The 16359-nt window shown below is 56.5% G+C and carries 15 protein-coding genes and 3 pseudogenes; 14 read left to right on the top strand and 4 right to left on the bottom strand.

Translation table 11 applies throughout. The features are described 5' to 3' along the window. Positions 1–24 precede the first annotated feature (24 nt). Both AC1DVE_RS06075 and AC1DVE_RS06070 read left to right on the top strand, forming a co-directional pair. On the top strand, positions 25–1305 hold the full coding sequence (locus AC1DVE_RS06075; protein WP_223455651.1) for an NAD(P)/FAD-dependent oxidoreductase: 1281 nt from the start codon (positions 25–27) through the stop codon (positions 1303–1305). A gap of 9 nt (positions 1306–1314) precedes the next feature. Further along, positions 1315–2121: a sulfite exporter TauE/SafE family protein gene (locus AC1DVE_RS06070; protein ID WP_223455652.1), complete on the top strand. Its 807-nt coding sequence runs from the start codon at positions 1315–1317 to the stop codon at positions 2119–2121. A gap of 5 nt (positions 2122–2126) precedes the next feature. On the opposite strand, the gene AC1DVE_RS06065 is transcribed toward AC1DVE_RS06070, so the two are convergent. Then, entirely contained in the window at positions 2127–3068 is a 942-nt protein-coding gene (locus tag AC1DVE_RS06065) for a LysR family transcriptional regulator (RefSeq protein ID WP_223455653.1), read from the bottom strand. Between the two features lie 128 nt (positions 3069–3196). Here AC1DVE_RS06065 and lysA point away from each other — a divergent pair, with 128 nt between their 5' ends. The 6 genes from lysA (at position 3197) to AC1DVE_RS06035 (ending at position 8455) form a co-directional block, all read left to right on the top strand. After that, positions 3197–4435 (top strand): diaminopimelate decarboxylase, encoded by a 1239-nt coding sequence (lysA, locus tag AC1DVE_RS06060; RefSeq protein ID WP_263287299.1) that lies wholly within the window; start codon positions 3197–3199, stop codon positions 4433–4435. A 77-nt stretch (positions 4436–4512) separates the two neighbouring features. Continuing rightward, a complete protein-coding gene (locus AC1DVE_RS06055) occupies positions 4513–5130 on the top strand; it encodes a class I SAM-dependent methyltransferase (protein WP_223455654.1) in 618 nt (205 codons plus the stop codon). 220 nt (positions 5131–5350) lie between these two features. Then, positions 5351–5866, top strand: a complete 516-nt coding sequence (locus AC1DVE_RS06050; RefSeq protein ID WP_223455655.1) for a hypothetical protein — start codon at positions 5351–5353, stop codon at positions 5864–5866. A gap of 186 nt (positions 5867–6052) precedes the next feature. Continuing rightward, on the top strand, positions 6053–6559 hold the full coding sequence (msrA, locus tag AC1DVE_RS06045; protein WP_108215682.1) for a peptide-methionine (S)-S-oxide reductase MsrA: 507 nt from the start codon (positions 6053–6055) through the stop codon (positions 6557–6559). 235 nt (positions 6560–6794) lie between these two features. After that, positions 6795–7613: a diaminopimelate epimerase gene (gene dapF / locus AC1DVE_RS06040; RefSeq protein WP_223536167.1), complete on the top strand. Its 819-nt coding sequence runs from the start codon at positions 6795–6797 to the stop codon at positions 7611–7613. A gap of 101 nt (positions 7614–7714) precedes the next feature. Next, the gene (locus AC1DVE_RS06035; RefSeq protein ID WP_223460621.1) at positions 7715–8455 is read left to right on the top strand and encodes a Mut7-C RNAse domain-containing protein; all 741 of its coding nucleotides are present in this window, start codon (positions 7715–7717) and stop codon (positions 8453–8455) included. A gap of 334 nt (positions 8456–8789) precedes the next feature. Here AC1DVE_RS06035 and AC1DVE_RS06030 read toward each other — a convergent pair whose 3' ends face one another. Together AC1DVE_RS06030 and AC1DVE_RS06025 are read right to left on the bottom strand one after the other, a co-directional pair. After that, the gene (locus AC1DVE_RS06030) at positions 8790–9578 is read right to left on the bottom strand and encodes an ABC transporter substrate-binding protein (protein ID WP_223460623.1); all 789 of its coding nucleotides are present in this window, start codon (positions 9576–9578) and stop codon (positions 8790–8792) included. 59 nt (positions 9579–9637) lie between these two features. After that, positions 9638–10807 carry a M20 aminoacylase family protein gene (locus AC1DVE_RS06025; protein WP_477783836.1) on the bottom strand — a complete coding sequence of 390 codons (1170 nt, stop codon included), beginning with the start codon at positions 10805–10807 and terminating at the stop codon, positions 9638–9640. Positions 10808–10903: 96 nt separating this feature from the next. Here AC1DVE_RS06025 and AC1DVE_RS06020 point away from each other — a divergent pair, with 96 nt between their 5' ends. From AC1DVE_RS06020 to AC1DVE_RS06000, 5 genes and pseudogenes are all read left to right on the top strand, one after another. After that, complete coding sequence (locus AC1DVE_RS06020; protein ID WP_411741655.1) at positions 10904–11893, top strand: LysR substrate-binding domain-containing protein; 990 nt, start codon at positions 10904–10906, stop codon at positions 11891–11893. Between the two features lie 260 nt (positions 11894–12153). After that, positions 12154–12327, top strand: coding sequence for a hypothetical protein (locus tag AC1DVE_RS06015; protein ID WP_223460626.1), 174 nt, complete (start codon positions 12154–12156; stop codon positions 12325–12327). 182 nt (positions 12328–12509) lie between these two features. Further along, the gene (locus AC1DVE_RS06010; protein WP_223460629.1) at positions 12510–12836 is read left to right on the top strand and encodes a nuclear transport factor 2 family protein; all 327 of its coding nucleotides are present in this window, start codon (positions 12510–12512) and stop codon (positions 12834–12836) included. 387 nt (positions 12837–13223) lie between these two features. Beyond that, positions 13224–13973: pseudogene (locus AC1DVE_RS06005) on the top strand (patatin-like phospholipase family protein); the annotation flags it as partial. A 322-nt stretch (positions 13974–14295) separates the two neighbouring features. Further along, positions 14296–14427 (top strand): annotated as a pseudogene (locus AC1DVE_RS06000) (IS30 family transposase); the annotation flags it as partial. A 218-nt stretch (positions 14428–14645) separates the two neighbouring features. On the opposite strand, the pseudogene AC1DVE_RS05995 reads toward AC1DVE_RS06000, so the two are convergent. Next, positions 14646–14924, bottom strand: a pseudogene (locus AC1DVE_RS05995) (transposase); the annotation flags it as partial. Positions 14925–15464: 540 nt separating this feature from the next. Between AC1DVE_RS05995 and AC1DVE_RS05990 the strand changes: the two are divergent. Then, positions 15465–15953, top strand: coding sequence for a SixA phosphatase family protein (locus AC1DVE_RS05990; protein ID WP_223460630.1), 489 nt, complete (start codon positions 15465–15467; stop codon positions 15951–15953). The last annotated feature ends 406 nt before the right edge of the window (positions 15954–16359 follow it).

The raw sequence follows: 16359 nt of genomic DNA, 5'->3' as shown, positions 1-16359 counted from the left end.
TTTAATCAATCAAATGGAATGCAGATGACTACGCTCAATCAAAACGCAACAGCCTCTGGGACAGAAGATGCCCGTGGACGCCCCGATATCACTGCCGACGTCGTCGTCATTGGTGGCGGGTCTGCAGGCATTGGTGTCGTGGCAAGCCTGCTCAAGCGTGCTCCCGATCTGCAGATCACGCTCATCGAACCCAATGATCAGCACTATTATCAGCCGGCCTGGACGCTGGTCGGTGGAGGGGCTTATGACGTTCGCAAGACCGTCAGGCCCATGTCGCACGTCATCCCGCGCGGGGCCACCTGGATCAAGGCTGCGGTGGTTGAAGTCCTGCCGAACGGAAAACGTCTAAAGCTGAGTAACGGCAAAAGCGTCGCTTATCGAAACCTTATCGTCTGTCCCGGGCTTAGGCTTGCCTGGGAGAAAATCGAAGGGCTGGAGCAAACCCTGGGCAAGAACGGGGTGACATCCAACTACCGCTATGACCTTTGCGCTTACACCTGGCAACTGGTGCAGGGATTACGCAAAGGCAAGGCCCTCTTCTCCCAACCCGGCATGCCGATCAAATGTGCCGGCGCTCCGCAAAAGGCCCTGTACCTTTCCTGCGATCATTGGCAAAAATCAGGTGTTCTGCAGAATATGCAGGTCGAGTTCAATCTCGCTGGCGCAGCGCTGTTCGGCGTACCGGCCTTCGTCCCTCCCCTGATGAAATACATCGAGAAGTATCAAGCACAGCTGGTATTCGGCTCGAACCTGGTCAAAGTTGACGGCCCCAGCCGGACAGCCTGGTTTGAAAGCAAGGACGAACACGGCGCAGTCATTCGCCAGGCCAAGACCTTCGACATGCTCCATGTCGTCCCCGCACAGGTCGCCCCCGATTTCATCCGCACAAGCCTTTTGGCGGACGCCGCCGGGTGGTGTGAAGTGGATCCGGGGACGCTGCAACACAGCCGTTATCCGGACGTATTTGCGCTCGGTGATGTGTGCTCCACCAGTAACGCCAAGACCGCTGCCGCTGCACGCAAGCAAATCGTCGTCGTCGCCGAGAACCTCATGGCAGCACGCGGCAACCAGCCCATGCCGCTGCGCTACGACGGCTATGGGTCATGCCCGCTGACCGTCGAAAAAGGCAAAGTCGTGCTGGCAGAGTTCGGCTACGGCGGGAAACTGCTGCCCACATTTCCCCTGGACGCTACGGTTGCCCGAAAAAGTGCATGGTTCCTCAAGGCCCGGTTCCTGCCCTGGTTCTACTGGAACGGCATGCTCAAAGGCCGTGAGTGGTTGACCAAACTCTCCAAGGTCGAATGAGGAGCCAGCATGCTGCTGAGTGGAATATTCGGGATCGCTATAGGCATCATTCTCGGCCTGACGGGTGCGGGGGGTGGAATTCTGGCCGTACCGGCGCTAGTGATCGGCTTGGGATGGTCAATGACTGAGTCTGCGCCCGTTGCGCTGTTTGCCGTCAGCGCAGCGGCAGCTGTAGGGGCTGTGGATGGTCTGAGGAAAGGTCTGGTACGTTATCGGGCTGCCCTGCTGATGGCATTATTGGGGGCGGTGTTCTCGCGTTTTGGCGTGTACTTTGCCCATCTGCTGCCCAACACCGTACTGACGTCCCTGTTCAGCATGGTCATGGTCATTGTGGCGATACGCATGATTCGACAGGCGAACGGCAACTCGGCTAAGGCCGCCGACAATCAGCAGTGCTGGCAAGAAAAGAATTGCATGATCAACCCTCAGACCGGCCGACTGCGCTGGACACCGAAATGCTCAGCAAGCCTTGCCGTAGTCGGCTCACTTTCAGGGCTGCTCACCGGGATGCTGGGTGTGGGAGGCGGGTTCTTGATCGTGCCTGCGTTTCAACAGCTTTCAGACATCCGCATGCATGGTATCGTCGCGACCTCACTTATGACTATCGCCCTGATCTCGGCTGTTGCGGTGACAGGCGCCATTCATGCAGGAGCCCACATAACGGTCACGGGCGGCGTTTTTATCGCTGCGAGTGTCAGCGGGATGCTGCTGGGAAGAGTCCTCTCCCTCAGGATTCCCGCCAAATCGATACAGCTGGGCTTTTCTGCTGTATGCATTGTGGTTGCCGGCTACCTTATGTTCAAAACCTGGATGTAGAAAACCTACTGAGTATCGACCTGACTGGCCCCCGCCATTCTCTTGTCCAGGGCACTGGCAAGACTCAACGCCTCAACTCTCAGTGCCTTGCAAAAGGCGTCAACGAAAACTGAGGAAGGTCGAAAATTAGGCCTTATCAGCATGACTCGGTAGGGAATGGACACGTTGATTGGCCGAATAGCCAATCCCCTGCCTGACTCTTGCACGGCGCTCAATGGGTTGATGATCGCCACGCCCAATTGTTGCCTGACCATGGCACAGACCGACGCGGCATTGGTGGTTTCGATCACGGTGTGCCGATCGACACCAGCGAGACGAAAGTGCTCATCGAGCTTTTGACGATAAATGTCCAGGCCCGACAGGTTGATGAAATTGACACCGCGAAAGTCCTCCATTGTCAGCAGCGACCTGGACAGCAAAGGATGCCCCTCTGGCAGTATGCAGACCATGTCGGCACAAAAGAGCAATTCCCCTCGGGTGCCTCTTGGCACATGTTCACTTTCGGTCAAGCCGAGGTCGTGACGCTGTGCGCTGAGAGACTCCTCGAGCAAGGGCGATTCCTGCGCGGTGATACTCAAGCCTATGCCCGAATGCTGCTGATGAAACTGCTTGCAAACGTTGGGCAATAGCGTCTGAGAAAACAGCGGCAGGCAGGTGATGCTGAGTTGCCCATGTTCGAAACGACGGATCGATTGCGCAACGCTATTGATTCGTTCCAACCCGATATAGGAGCGTTCGACCTCTTCGAGCAGCATTACTGCCTGAGCCGTCGGTACCAACCTACCGCCCTCCCGATCAAACAGGCGCAAACCCGAAAGGCTTTCAAACCGGGCCAGTTCCCGGCTGAGCGTCGGTTGGGAGGTCAACAATAAGCGCGCCGCTCCCGTGACGCTGCCTGCTTGCATGATTGCTCGGAAAACTTCGATATGCCGCAACGAGACGTTCATACCCAACCTTCATTGATCGCTTGAAGGCCATATCAGAACTGAATTGATAACTAAAAAGAAGATATTTTATTGAATGCTCTGCAATCGGCATGATGGTCTCCACTCCCTAGATCAGATCGACTATCTCTATGCCCAACCAGCCCGACTTCCAGCAGTTAGCCGCTATTGCCACAGAACATGGCACCCCGTTCTGGTGTTATGACGCACAGACCATCAAGGCGCGCGTCGATCAACTGGCGTGCTTCGAGACTGTTCGATTCGCACAAAAAGCCTGTTCCAACCTGCACATCCTGCGCTTGATACGAGAGCAAGGCGTTCGGGTCGATGCCGTCTCGCTGGGTGAAATCGAGCGGGCACTATTGGCAGGTTTCAGCCCGGCCGGCACACCAGCAGGCATCGTCTTTACCTGTGATCTGTTCGACGATGCGACTCTGCGCCGCGTGGTCGAGTTGAATATCGAGGTAAATACCGGGTCGATCGACATGCTCCGCCAACTGGGTGAACGCTCTAGGGGTCATCGCGTCTGGTTACGGATCAACCCAGGGTTCGGCCATGGTCACAGCCGCAAGACCAATACCGGTGGTGAAAACAGCAAGCATGGCATCTGGCATGAGCAGGTTCACGAAGCGCTCGACGTCATTCGGCAGTTCGGGCTGAAGCTGGTGGGATTGCACATGCACATCGGCTCGGGCGTGGATTACGCGCATCTGGAGCAGGTGGGCTGTGCAATGGTCTCGGCCGTGAAAATGCTCGACCACGATATCGAAGCGTTTTCTATTGGCGGGGGGCTTTCCACGCCCTACCGCGAAGGCGAGGAGCCGGTAGACATCCAGCGTTATGCCAACGCATGGCGTCAGGCCCGACAGGACATCGAAGCGTTTCTTGGTCATCCGGTACGGATGGAAATCGAACCCGGCCGGTTTCTGGTTGCCGAATCCGGTTGTCTGGTGACCGAAGTCCGCGCGGTCAAAAAAGTCGGCAGCCGAAACTTCATCCTGGTGAACGCAGGCTTCAATGACCTGATGCGCCCGGCCCTTTATGGCGCCTATCACCACATGACCTTGCTGGATGCCGAGGGGGCTCCCATCAATCGCCCTGAGCACGACTACGTGGTGGGCGGCCCCCTGTGTGAATCTGGCGATATCTTTACGCAGGATGAAGCAGGGGTGACGCCGCGTTTGCTGCCCGAGGCGCTGGTTGGCGACTTGCTGATCATCCACGATGCGGGAGCGTACGGCGCCTCTATGTCATCCAATTACAACAGCCGCCCCCTGTTACCGGAAGTATTGATCGAGCAAAGGCAAGCCAGATTGATTAGACGCCCGCAGCCGATGTCGGACTTGCTGGCCTTGGAATTGGGGCTTTAAAGGCCAAGTGGTGGGCGAAACTACCGAGTGATGGAATGGGCCTACAATTTACTAAAACATCAATGAGGACGACTTGTATGCAATCGAAAGCGCATTGGGAACAGGTATATTCGAGTAAGCCTGCGCAAGCTGTCAGCTGGTTTCAGGAACACGCCACCAGCTCGTTGCGATTGATTCAACAGACGGCCGTCTCGTTTTCCGCATCGATCATTGACGTGGGCGGCGGGGCGTCGACACTGGTTGATGACCTGATAGAGAACGGGTTTACCCAGCTGAGTGTTCTTGACCTCTCTGCTTCAGCGCTTGCCACAGCAAAACACCGCTTGGGCAGTAAGGCAGAAAAAGTCATCTGGATTGAGGGGGATGTCACTCGGGTATCGCTTGCGCCTCAGACCTATGATGTCTGGCACGACCGAGCCGTGTTCCACTTTCTTACAACTGCAGATGAGCGACAGGCGTATATCGAAAAAGTACTAACATCTGTAAAGCCTGGTGGATACGTAATTGTTGCCACGTTTGCAGAAGATGGGCCTACCCAATGCAGCGGTTTACCTGTGAGGCGTTATAGCGCGGACGAATTGCACTCTGAGTTTGGTGCACCTTTCGAATTGCTCGGGCATGAAAAGGAAAAACATCACACTCCGTTCGGAACCCTCCAGAAATTTGTTTACTGCTATTGCCGAAAACTTCGCTGAATTCGAATCATCAACATCACATTGAGCGCCGTCAAATCACCCATCTAGGGTCTGGTCTGACGGACGGTGCGCACAGCGGACTGACGGGGTTCATCGCGGGGCTCGCCCGGCAAGACAACATCGCCAGTTGCAACATAACCATCAACAGCCTGCAAACGGGATCGCTCGATAGCTACCCCCCCTTCCAACCTACATCTTGTGGGAAGGGGATAAGCGTCTCGTGATTATTTCACCTTTTCAATGGACACAACCGTGGCTTTTGCACCCTCAGACTGGAACTCGAAATTCACCCGATCGCCAATACCGCAGGCGCGACAGGGGAGCCACTTTTTCACCAGAATCGGTCGTTTTCAGTCCTTCGCGACAGGCAGAAAGCGGCCAGAAGCAGTCGTTTGGGGTACGGAAAATAATTCTGCCCCATTCGTCTGTGAGTCGCTACGAAGGCAAACCATTTCTAAAGCTATTGGATTTCTACGTTTTAAAATCCATCGGCAGGATTGAGCCAGAGCAATTGAACGCCTTGGCTCAACTGGAGCCCAAACTACGCGAGACCTATGCCACCCAAGGAACGTGGTTTGAAATAGTCGCCGAGCAGATGGATCTTCCAGATGAGCTTCCCAGCCATATCAACGCCGCGTGGGATTCCTATTCCAAACACATGCAGCAGAAGGGATTGACTGCCGACCCAATGGAGTTCACCTACCGATTTGTAGATACCAACCTGATCGCTAATTAAGACGTCCGCTTTTGGGCTGGCCTCGATCATCCGACCGGCCGCTTCGGGCCGATTCGTGCCCGTCACGACAGGCATCAATCGGCCAACTACAGTCTTTCCCGTTCTGTTTGCGCGAAACCTTGGAATTGGCCAACACGCCCTCATAACAATGGCTATACCCAACTCCTCCGAGAGGAACGACAGACCATGACCAGACAAACCGAAACTGCCATTCTCGCCGGAGGTTGCTTCTGGGGCATGCAGGATCTGCTGCGGCGCTATCCCGGTGTGCTGCACACGCGGGTCGGGTACACCGGCGGCGATGTGCCGAATGCCACCTACCGCAACCATGGCAACCACGCCGAAGCCATCGAGATCGTCTTCGACCCTGCCGTGATCAGCTACCGGCAGATCCTTGAGTTCTTCTTCCAGATACACGACCCCAGCACGCCCAACCGTCAGGGTAATGACCTGGGCCCCAGCTACCGTTCGGCGATCTACTACCTCAGCGAACAGCAACGCGACATCGCCGAGGACACCGCTGCCGATGTCGATGCTTCACACCTGTGGCCAGGCCGGGTTGTCACCGAAATCGAACCGGCGGGACCTTTTTGGGAAGCGGAACCGGAGCACCAGGATTACCTCGAGCGTATACCGAATGGCTACACATGCCACTTCATCCGCCCGAACTGGAAGCTCCCCAAGCGCGCCTGAGAGTCGTGCTTGTGAAGCGCAGAGGTGACCACTTCTGGCCGGTTTCAGCCGGTCGTGGAAGGCAGTAATCGGCCAAAAACGGACTGTCTGTACCTGAAGATTGACTGCGCAACGCAATTGTCTGCCAGGCACCTCCCCCTCTTGAGCTTCCACACAGCTTGCAAAAACCATGTGAATGGGGATAGATCGACTTCAAACATCAACTCATTCCATTTCTCATTGCCAGGGTCAATTTATGCCGCTGAGGTTTCATAAAATGCACGCCAATGGCGATGACTTCGTTATCGTGGACTCGCGTAACTCGTTCAATCCAATGACAGACCGCATGGCTCGGCGAATGGGTGACCGGAACCGAGGAGTCGGGTTCAATCAACTCGCGGTGGTGCTCGATGACGATGATGCAGATGCGCGCTTGATGTTTTGGAATGCAGATGGCTCCACACTGGACGTTTGTGGCAGCGCAACGCGGGGTGCCGCGGATATGTTGATGCGTGAATCAAATACTGCGTCGATAACGCTGCGAACCAACCGTGGCCTGCTCACTTGCGAACGGACCTCAACCGGCGCAATTTCCGTCGACATGGGAGTACCACTTTTCGACTGGTCGGTTATTCCTCTGGCTGTGGAAATGAATACTGTTGATTTACCACTTGCGGGTAGCCCAACAGCTTGCAGCATGGGAAATCCGCACTGCACCTATTTTGTGGATGATCTTGCAGCTGTGGATATAGCGACAATCGGGCCGACCATTGAAACCAACCCCCTTTTCCCCCTCAGGACGAACGTGCATTTCGTCCAGATCATTGACCCAAAGCACATTCGTTTGCGCATTTGGGAGCGCTGGGGAGCGATTCCGCTTGGTTCAGGTTCCTGCTCTTGTGGCGCCGTCGTAAACGGCATTCGTCGTGGCTTGTTAGATAATTGCGTTGAGGTTGAATGTGATGGCGGAACTGTAACGGTTCAATGGGATGGAGTGGGACCTGTCGTCCTGACCGGTCCGGTAGAGACTACTTTTTCGGGAATGATTTCGGGCGCACTGTTACAGGCTTTGTAGTGGCTAATTCGTGATAAGCAGGTAAGTCGATCACTCCCAAGCGAGATGGGTGATGTCCGGACCAGACTCGCACATCCCGCAGCCCTGCCATACTGTTCAACATGACCAGTGCAACTTTCCGCTTCTTTGATGAGCTCAACGATTTCCTGCCGGCCGAACGGCGGCGGCAAACCTTCACCTGCGAGTGCGCGCGAGGGGCGACGGTCAAGCACATGATCGAGGCGCTCGGGGTACCGCACACCGAGGTCGAGCTGGTGCTGCTCAACGGCGAGTCGGTGGGCCTGGAGCGGGTGATCCTCGACAGTGACCGGCTGGCGGTGTATCCCAAGTTCGAAGCGCTGGATATCAGCCCGCTGCTCAAGGTTCGTGCGCAACCTTTACGGGTGCTGCGCTTCGTCGCTGATGCGCACCTTGGCGGGCTGGCCAGCCTGCTGCGCATGAGCGGCTTCGACACCCTCTACGACAATGGCTTCGAGGATGGCGAGATCGCCGAGATCGCTGCGCAGCAAGGACGTATCGTGCTGACCCGCGACCGCGAACTGCTCAAGCGGCGGATCATCAGCCACGGCTGTTACGTGCATGCCCTGAAACCTTCGCTGCAGCTGCGCGAACTGTACGAGCGCCTCGACCTGGCGCGTAGCGCGCGGCCATTCAGCCTGTGCCTTCATTGCAACCTGCCGCTGCACGAGATCAGCCCGGAACTGGCACGGCTGCAGGTGCCGCCACGCATTGGCGCCCTCTATTCGCACTTCCTGCGCTGCGACGCCTGCCAACAGGTTTACTGGGAGGGTTCGCACTGGCGCGGCATGTGTGCATTGCTGGCACCTCTGCTGAACCGATAGCCGCGCGCATCGTACCGGCTGCGTTGCCATGGATAACCGGCTTTTGCATCAGGTAGATAACGGCCAGAAGTGGTCGGTCGATTGCTCTGCTGGCGCTAGTATTCGAAATTATCCTTCACGCCTGGAAAATCGAAATGTAACTACTTGAGGCTCCCGGCCAGGACGGCGATCAGCAATGAACAAAACGCCAGTTTGATGGTAGCCAGGGTACCCAGCAGAATCTGCGGGCCAAAACCTTCCAGAAGCATCTCACTCTCCTTGTTCTTGTCAGGGTGAGGTGAAGGGGGCAATAGAGCGCTCGAACGAGCGCCCTGCTCAAGCTAACGACGACGCGTTACTGGGCGCCGTAGACGTCAAAATCGAAGTACTTGTCGTTGATCCGCGCGTAAGTACCGTTGGCGAGAATGGTTGCCAGGGCTTTGTTCAAGTCTTCGCGCAACGCGACATCGTCCTTGCGCAGACCAAGGCCATCACCGACACCGAAGAAACCAGGGTCATCCAGAGTGGCACCGGCAAATTCATAGTCCTTACCCACCGCTGTTTTCAAGAAGCCGTAACTGGCTTGAATGGAACCCTGCAACGAAGCATCAAGTCGCCCCACGACCAGGTCGGCGTACACCTGATCCTGATTCTGATAGGAAAGAACGTCCACGCCTTTGGAACCCCAAACCGCTTTGGCATAGGACTCCTGTGTCGAGCCCTGCTCCACACCAATGCGTTTGCCCTTGAGCGATTCGAGGGTCGGCTGTAATCCCGATCCACGTTTGACCACTAACCGTGCCGGTGCATTGGACACCTTGTCGGTAAACGCAATCTGCTCCAGGCGTTTGGGTGTGATGGTCATCGAAGACGCCACCGCATCGAACTTGCGCGCCAGCAGTCCCGGGATCATCCCGTCCCAACTGCTTTCCACCCAGACGCATCGGGCTTTCAGTTCGGCGCACAACGCCTCGGCGATGTCGACCCCGAAGCCGGTCAGCGTGCCATCCTGGTTCTTGTATTCCAGCGGTGGATACGTCGGGTCCACCCCCAGCTTCAACACTTTGCCAGACCAGTCGGCCGCCCCCGCCAGGCTCGAGGCCGTCAGGAACACCAGGGAAACGGCTGCAATCATCTTGTTCATTTTTATTCCTCTTCAGGCCGCAGATTTTTTACCGGCACAACGGGCGAAAATGCGCCGTCTCAACACAGAAAACGTTCGACCAACTTGACCCAATAGCTCGCGCCCACCGGCAGGCAGCCGTCATTAAAGTCGTAGCCGGGGTTGTGCAGCAGGCACCCGCCTTCTCCCTCGCCATTGCCGATCACCAGATAGCTGCCGGGGCATTTTTCCAGGACAAAAGCAAAGTCCTCGCTGGCCGTGAACGGTCGCAAGTCATCGATCAGGTGCTCCTCTCCCAGCCAGTCGCGGGCGACTTCATGGGCAAATGCTGTCTGTTCGGGATCGTTGATCAACACCGGATGGCAATGCTGGTAATCGATGTGGACCCGGGCGCCAAAACTCTCGGCCTGGCCCTTGACCAATTCAGTGATTCTGACCTCCAGCAAGTGGCGAATCTCGGGGGTCAGGGCGCGTACGCTCAGGCTCAGGTCGGCGCTGAACGGGATGACATTCGAGGCGCTCCCGGCATGCAGGGAGCCCACCGTGATAATCGCCATCTCCTGCGGGTTAACGTTGCGCGAGACGATGCTTTGCAGGGCCATCACGATCGAGGCACCGACCACCACCGGGTCGACGGCTTTGTGCGGCACCGCGCCATGGCCACCGTTGCCGATGATTTTGATGTTCACCGTGTCGGCAGACGCCATGAACGGTCCGCTGTAAAAACCCAAATGCCCGACGGGATAACCCGGCACGTTATGCATGGCGAAGATCGCGTCACACGGAAACCGTTCGAGCAGCCCTTCCTCGAGCATTTTCCTGGCACCGCCCAGCCCTTCTTCCGCCGGTTGGAAAATCAGGTGCACGGTGCCGTTGAATGCCCGTGTCCGGGCCAGATGCTGACCGGCTGCCAGCAGGACTGCTGTATGACCGTCGTGACCGCAGGCATGCATGACACCGTCGAGCCGGCTGGCATAGGGCAAACCGGAGGTTTCCTGTATCGGCAACGCATCCATGTCAGCGCGCAAGCCAATGGACCGACCCTCGCCATTTTTCAGGGTGGCAACGACCCCGGTCTTGCCCACCCCAGTACTGACCTCAAAGCCCCACTGAGTCAAACACTCTGCAACCAGCTCACTGGTGGCGAATTCTTCAAAACCCAGTTCAGGGTGCGCGTGAATGCTGTGACGTATCGCGATCATTTCATCTTGCATCGCGGCAATACCAGGCAGGACCAGGCCGGCATTCATGGGTGTTCTCCTTCGACAGGGGCTGTGCAGCAGCGAAAGCGCTGTTGAGGTCGATCTTAGGGAACGGACGCAGGGCTGGGGAGACGCAGTTTGGTTATGATGACAACCATGAGTTGTCACCAGGGTGAGCAGATGAAACTGCATCAATTACAGGCGCTGATTGCCAGCGCCGAAACCGGCAGTATCCGCGCGGCCGCTCGCTCGCTGGAGATTTCCCAGGCCGCTGTGACCAAAGCGCTGCGCGAGTTAGAAACCAGCCAACAGCTACCGCTGTTTACCCGAACCGCAAGCGGTCTGAACTTCACCGAATACGGCAAAGTGCTGCTGACTCACGCCCGGCTGGTGATCAAGCAACTGGAGCACGCACAGACCGAGCTTGATCACATGCGTGGCAAGGCTCAAGGCCGGCTCTGCGTCGGGATCACCCCATGGGTCGCCCTGACCTTCCTGCCCGAAGTCGTGTTGGCTTTTCGCGAACGTATGCCACAAATCAAGCTGGAACTGTTCGAAAGCCTGATGGCCGTTGCCCAACCGCTGCTGCGCGACGGCAGCATGGACTTCGCGATTGGCCAACTCCACCCCACACAATCGACCCAGGAATTCGCCTGCGAAACCTTGCTCGATTACCAGACCTCGGTGCTGGTCCGCGAGGGTCACGCCCGACAGCATGCGCGATCGATCCATGAGTTACTGGAAGAAAACTGGACTCTGAACTACGCGCCGGACGGGCACGATGGGCTGATGCAGGAACTGTTCTGGAAACACGGCGCGCAGATTGATGAGAATCGAATCGTGCGTGCTCATTCGCTGGCCATTTTGCAGATGATGGTCGAGCGGGCCGACATGTGCACCTGGGGGCCGTCCATCGTGAGCACAGCCCCGCCATTTCTGGGGCGAGTGGTATCCCTGGGGCTGACCGAGCAGTTCGAGCCCCGACAGCTGAGCATCGTGACGCGCCGCAATGGCGCACTGAGCAATCCGGCGGTCTGCTTCACCGAATGCCTGTTGCAGGTCATTCGGCGCCATGCGCGCTCGGCCAAAAAGGAAGACCGCGCGCTGTTTGAAACCTTACGGCTGCGGCTGTGAGGTGACCCTACGGCTTTATGTCTGATACCTCAGGACGTCTTTGGCTCGAATCTGGCCGTAGGTACCGGCGCCAAGCGTTCACTTCTGACTGATTTCTGCACGTGGCCAGAGGCGGCTCTCGGCCAGGAGCAGTCATTGAGTAGTGTCAACGAAACATGCGGCGATTCAACGAAAGCGTTGTTCTAGAGCCTTTGTTTCATTTTGAAGCACATTAAAAGTGCGCTACTCTCCGCCGCACCAAACGCATAAGGACGCTGCAGATGAATGTCAAAATTGAAACAAATGAACAAGGAAGCGGTTGCAAAGTCTGGCTTGACGACACTCCTGTATCGTTCAAGAACCTGGAAGATGCTCAAACATATGTCGCTCAACTGCAAGAGCGGATTGAGGCTGCATCCAGCTCATTTGCTTCAGAGGCTAATGCCCCTGACTGATCACCCATTTCCAGCGGCCTTCGAGTTGCCGGAGCACGGCTTCCACGCTGCAGGCGGCGGTCGACGGAGTGTAAATCGCTCTCATATTTACCTAACTTACTTTTTCGTGCGTTCTTGCCATTTGGTAACCCTGTAGCGAGTATTTGGGTGAAGCAACTCTCTCATCAGCGAGGTAATGCGCCATGAAAATCGAATTGCCTGAACCGCTCGCCAGCTACCTTGCGGGCGAAAAAGGTACCGACATCGAGGTGTTAGAGCGCTGTTTCGCCACAGACGCCACCGTGCGCGACGAAAGCCACACCTACAAGGGACTGGAGGCTATCAAAGCCTGGAAGCAAGCCTCGCAGGCCAAGTACCAATACAGTATCGAACCTTTGAGCAGCTCGCAGGAAGGACAGACTGTCACCCTGCTCGCTCGGCTGAGCGGGAACTTTCCAGGTAGCCCCGTCGAACTCACCTACACCTTTGTACTCGACAACGGCAAGATCGCATCCTTGGAGATCAGCTGATGTGTCGGCGCTGATTCATCACGACAGCGCGCGCGAGTTGATGGAGAAACTCGTCAGAGGAACGCCGAAAATTTTGTGCAAACACTGTTCCTTTTGAGATGTGACCCGTCCTGAATATCACGTTCTGCCCCATAACCTGGAGATTTCAAGGGCTTTGGTATAGAACCTGGAGCGCGCGGCCAATGAGTTTTTTTATCATGTAAAGGAGCGCAAAATGAGCAGCCTGGCGTTCGAATGACGTGTCGCAGTCGGCTGGCGTTTAGTCATCTCGGGCACCATGGGCAAGGACTTTCTCGGGTACGATGAGCGCGCTTGCTGTCGACTGCAGGGGCCGGAGGAGGCGTTTTGAAACCATTCCCGCTCAGACCTGGCGCCTCAACTCTGAACATGTTCCTGCAAGGGGGCTTGCCACGCCGTGATGCTGTGCCGCAAACGTTAACGGAAAAAGCGGTCATCCCAGGCATTCCCAATGCTCGCTACTGGTTGGACCACGACCTGACTCCGTTCATTCAGGATGCAACCGAGGGCAACAAACGCGAGAGCGAGGCGCTCGCCAAGGCAGGGAAACCGAACAACATCCTGCCGCTGGCAAATATGCTGGCAGTTTCGGGAGGCGGTGACGCAGGCACATTCGCAGCAGGACTCATTACGGGGTGGACCACGCATGGGACTCGCCCCATGTTCAAGGTCGTCACGGGCATTAGCGCGGGCGCCCTGGTCGCCCCATTCGCTTACCTGGGATCCGGGTACGACGACGTCATTCGGTATATCGCCAACGCCATCGGTCCAAAAGACGTTTTTCATTCGCGAAACGTGTTAACCCGTCTTGCCAGCGACGGTATAGCGGACAGCAAGCCACTGTCGCGGCTCATTACAAAGTACGTCACTGCGCAGACTCTTGCGGCGATTGCGTCGGAATACGCCAAAGGACGAATCCTGCTGATCGGCACAACCGACCTTGATTCAGGGCGGCCAGTCACTTGGAACATGGGCACTATTGCCTCTAGCGAAGCACCGGGAGCGCTCGACCTCTTCCGCAACATCATGATCGCGTCGATGAGTATTCCCGGCGCGGTCTCACCCGTCATGATCGATGTGGACGTTGACGGCAAACAGTTTCAGGAAATGCATGTGGACGGAGGGGTAATCACTCAGGTGTTCCTTTACCCACCTGGCACCAAGATGGCGCTGAACAGAGCCACCGGAGCACCTTTGCGACTCGAACGTCATTTCTATGTCATTCGTAATGGGACACTGGAGCCGCAATGGTCTGGGACGAAACGCCGTACATTGAGCATCGGTGGTCGAGCTATCAGTGCATTGATTCAAACTCAGGGGATCAGCGACCTGGAGCGAATTTACCGTATGGCGCAGCAGGATGGAGCGGATTTCAATCTTGCGTACATTGGCTCCGACTTTTACTTTCCGCACAATCAGAAATTCGATGGCGAGTACATGAAGCGTTTATTCGATTACGCCTTTCAACTCAGCGCGAAGGGCTATCCGTGGCATAAATCGCCGCCCTCGGAAAACACTGAACTACGACACACCCGCTGAACGATTGAGCCAATCTGTTGCATCGACCGGTTGAATCCACAGGCGATTGCAGCCCTTCGTGACGGGCAGAAATCGACCCAGGCTGTGTGAAAACGCACTGAACACGTCGAAAACTGAGAGTTGGGTGCGTTACCTGCGAAACCAGCAGGCGAAAGCGCGAATACCACTAGTCAGCGACATAGGCGTTCGTAATGCTGTTTGGGCCGCGTCAGCGGCCCAAACAGCTATTCACGGACGATCAAGTTGCTGGATTCACGCCCTGATCGCTTTAAGCAATCCTGCGATGCCGAAGATGCTCATCATTCGTTTGAGGTTGTAGGCGAGCACATGAAGGCTCATCTCAGTGCTTACTCTCGGCGGGGTTTTAGTCAGGAAGTGGGTACTTCCCATCCAGTATTTGAGCGTTCCAAAAGGATGTTCAACGGTCTGTCGACGACGTCTCATCATCGTTGGATCATTTTCCAGCCGTACCTGCATCGCATCGACTATGGCTTCATGTTCCCAGCGCTCTACCCGGCGCTCCTTACCCGTCTCGTACACTGCTTCTACATTGCGCAGGACTGGCAACTGCAAAATTGCACCCTACTTGACCACCCGTTTGCATTGCATCTGACCACCCATTTGCGTTGGAACTGACCAGCTGTTTGCATGGGACTTGACCAAATGCTTTGAATGGAGTCCTCAGAGCATGAGAATTTCCTCTCGGCCATTTTCAGATCACAGCTGGGTAATTGCGCGGGCTTGCCCCCATTTGTATTCGACCTGACCAGTCATGTGCACCGTATTTGACCAGCAAGATTCGTCGAGACATGACCGGTAGAGAACGGCCAGGAGCTGCCAGTCGCGGCTGGTATCCGATAGACGATTTTCGCCATGGGGAGCCCTCCTGGTCATGACCGAGCCCTCAGGTGAAAATCCCATTTGCAAGCAGACGGTAGTGATGTAGGTTCAATCAATGTCGTCGTGGATGCGGTCTTCGGCTACGAGCCGAAGGCCGCTTGCGATTGCGCCGCTCAAGCATCGCATCCAATAGGAATGGGCTCTCCCCCGAGCACGTCCAGGATAAGTGCAATGAAAACGCTATTCCTCGTTCGTCACGCCAAGTCGAGTTGGGACGATACTTCGTTACCCGACCGAGACCGACCATTGGCGGATCGGGGCAGACGCGATGTGGCGAAGATGGGTAAGCGACTGGCGGAGCGCAATGTGAAGCTCGATATGATCATGTCGAGCCCAGCGACACGCGCGCTTGCGACTGCGGAGGTCATCGCAAAGATGCTCGATTGCAGGAGTAAGGATATCGTGGTGAATGATCGGCTTTATGCTTGCGAGATGGATAACTTGCTCGACGTCATTCAAGAGCTTGGCGACAAACTGAAGCGCGTGATGCTGGTCGGTCACAACCCCGAGTTGGCCGAGCTCGCGCATCACCTCACGAGCGAGATCAACCAGATGCCGACCTGCGCTATCGTCGAGTTCAGGTTCAATACGAAGTCGTGGTCGGGCATCGGCAAGACCAAGCCAACAAAAGTAGGGCTGGACTATCCAAAGAAGGCGTAAGGCTGGCGTATCGACACCGTCGATCCGCTGGTAATGGCGGAGTGGCGAAGGGGTGAAACCATTTCCAATCGCGAGCCTCCTCGGGCAGGCCATGGGCGCCAGGACTGTCAGAACCCGAATGGACCCCTCGCAACCCTGCGCCACAGCTCACCCTTGTCTCTAGACCACCCGCACCGCGCTATCTCGGTCCGTAGTACCAGCGACGTAGGTCAGTGAGCCAAGCCTCCAGCCACTCGAGCAGCGTCTCATACTCGCCGCGCCAGACGATTAGCCGGCATATCTCGCGACCGGCAGCGGGGCAGATCACTCACTCAGGTGTCCTGTGGCCAATTTGAGCCTGTCGCGACTGGCTGCAACGGGTCGCTCTCTGCCGGCCATGATTACGACGCGTGCTGGTCAAGTCCGC

Source organism: Pseudomonas sp. P4_B4 (genome assembly GCF_056402255.1).
The sequence above is the reverse complement of the archived record's forward strand: the minus strand, read 5'-3'. Positions and strand labels throughout refer to the sequence as shown.

What these genes read in the sequence shown, in the direction of transcription:
- AC1DVE_RS06010 (WP_223460629.1), top strand. Translation starts at nt 12,510, where the DNA reads ATGAAAATCGAATTGCCTGAACCGCTCGCCAGCTACCTTGCGGGCGAA.
- AC1DVE_RS06070 (WP_223455652.1), top strand. Translation starts at nt 1,315, where the DNA reads ATGCTGCTGAGTGGAATATTCGGGATCGCTATAGGCATCATTCTCGGC.
- AC1DVE_RS06065 (WP_223455653.1), bottom strand. Translation starts at nt 3,068, where the DNA reads ATGAACGTCTCGTTGCGGCATATCGAAGTTTTCCGAGCAATCATGCAA.
- AC1DVE_RS06015 (WP_223460626.1), top strand. Translation starts at nt 12,154, where the DNA reads ATGAATGTCAAAATTGAAACAAATGAACAAGGAAGCGGTTGCAAAGTC.
- msrA (WP_108215682.1), top strand. Translation starts at nt 6,053, where the DNA reads ATGACCAGACAAACCGAAACTGCCATTCTCGCCGGAGGTTGCTTCTGG.
- AC1DVE_RS06055 (WP_223455654.1), top strand. Translation starts at nt 4,513, where the DNA reads ATGCAATCGAAAGCGCATTGGGAACAGGTATATTCGAGTAAGCCTGCG.
- AC1DVE_RS06020 (WP_411741655.1), top strand. Translation starts at nt 10,904, where the DNA reads ATGATGACAACCATGAGTTGTCACCAGGGTGAGCAGATGAAACTGCAT.
- lysA (WP_263287299.1), top strand. Translation starts at nt 3,197, where the DNA reads ATGCCCAACCAGCCCGACTTCCAGCAGTTAGCCGCTATTGCCACAGAA.
- AC1DVE_RS06075 (WP_223455651.1), top strand. Translation starts at nt 25, where the DNA reads ATGACTACGCTCAATCAAAACGCAACAGCCTCTGGGACAGAAGATGCC.
- AC1DVE_RS06025 (WP_477783836.1), bottom strand. Translation starts at nt 10,807, where the DNA reads ATGAATGCCGGCCTGGTCCTGCCTGGTATTGCCGCGATGCAAGATGAA.
- AC1DVE_RS05990 (WP_223460630.1), top strand. Translation starts at nt 15,465, where the DNA reads ATGAAAACGCTATTCCTCGTTCGTCACGCCAAGTCGAGTTGGGACGAT.
- AC1DVE_RS06035 (WP_223460621.1), top strand. Translation starts at nt 7,715, where the DNA reads ATGACCAGTGCAACTTTCCGCTTCTTTGATGAGCTCAACGATTTCCTG.
- AC1DVE_RS06030 (WP_223460623.1), bottom strand. Translation starts at nt 9,578, where the DNA reads ATGAACAAGATGATTGCAGCCGTTTCCCTGGTGTTCCTGACGGCCTCG.
- dapF (WP_223536167.1), top strand. Translation starts at nt 6,795, where the DNA reads ATGCCGCTGAGGTTTCATAAAATGCACGCCAATGGCGATGACTTCGTT.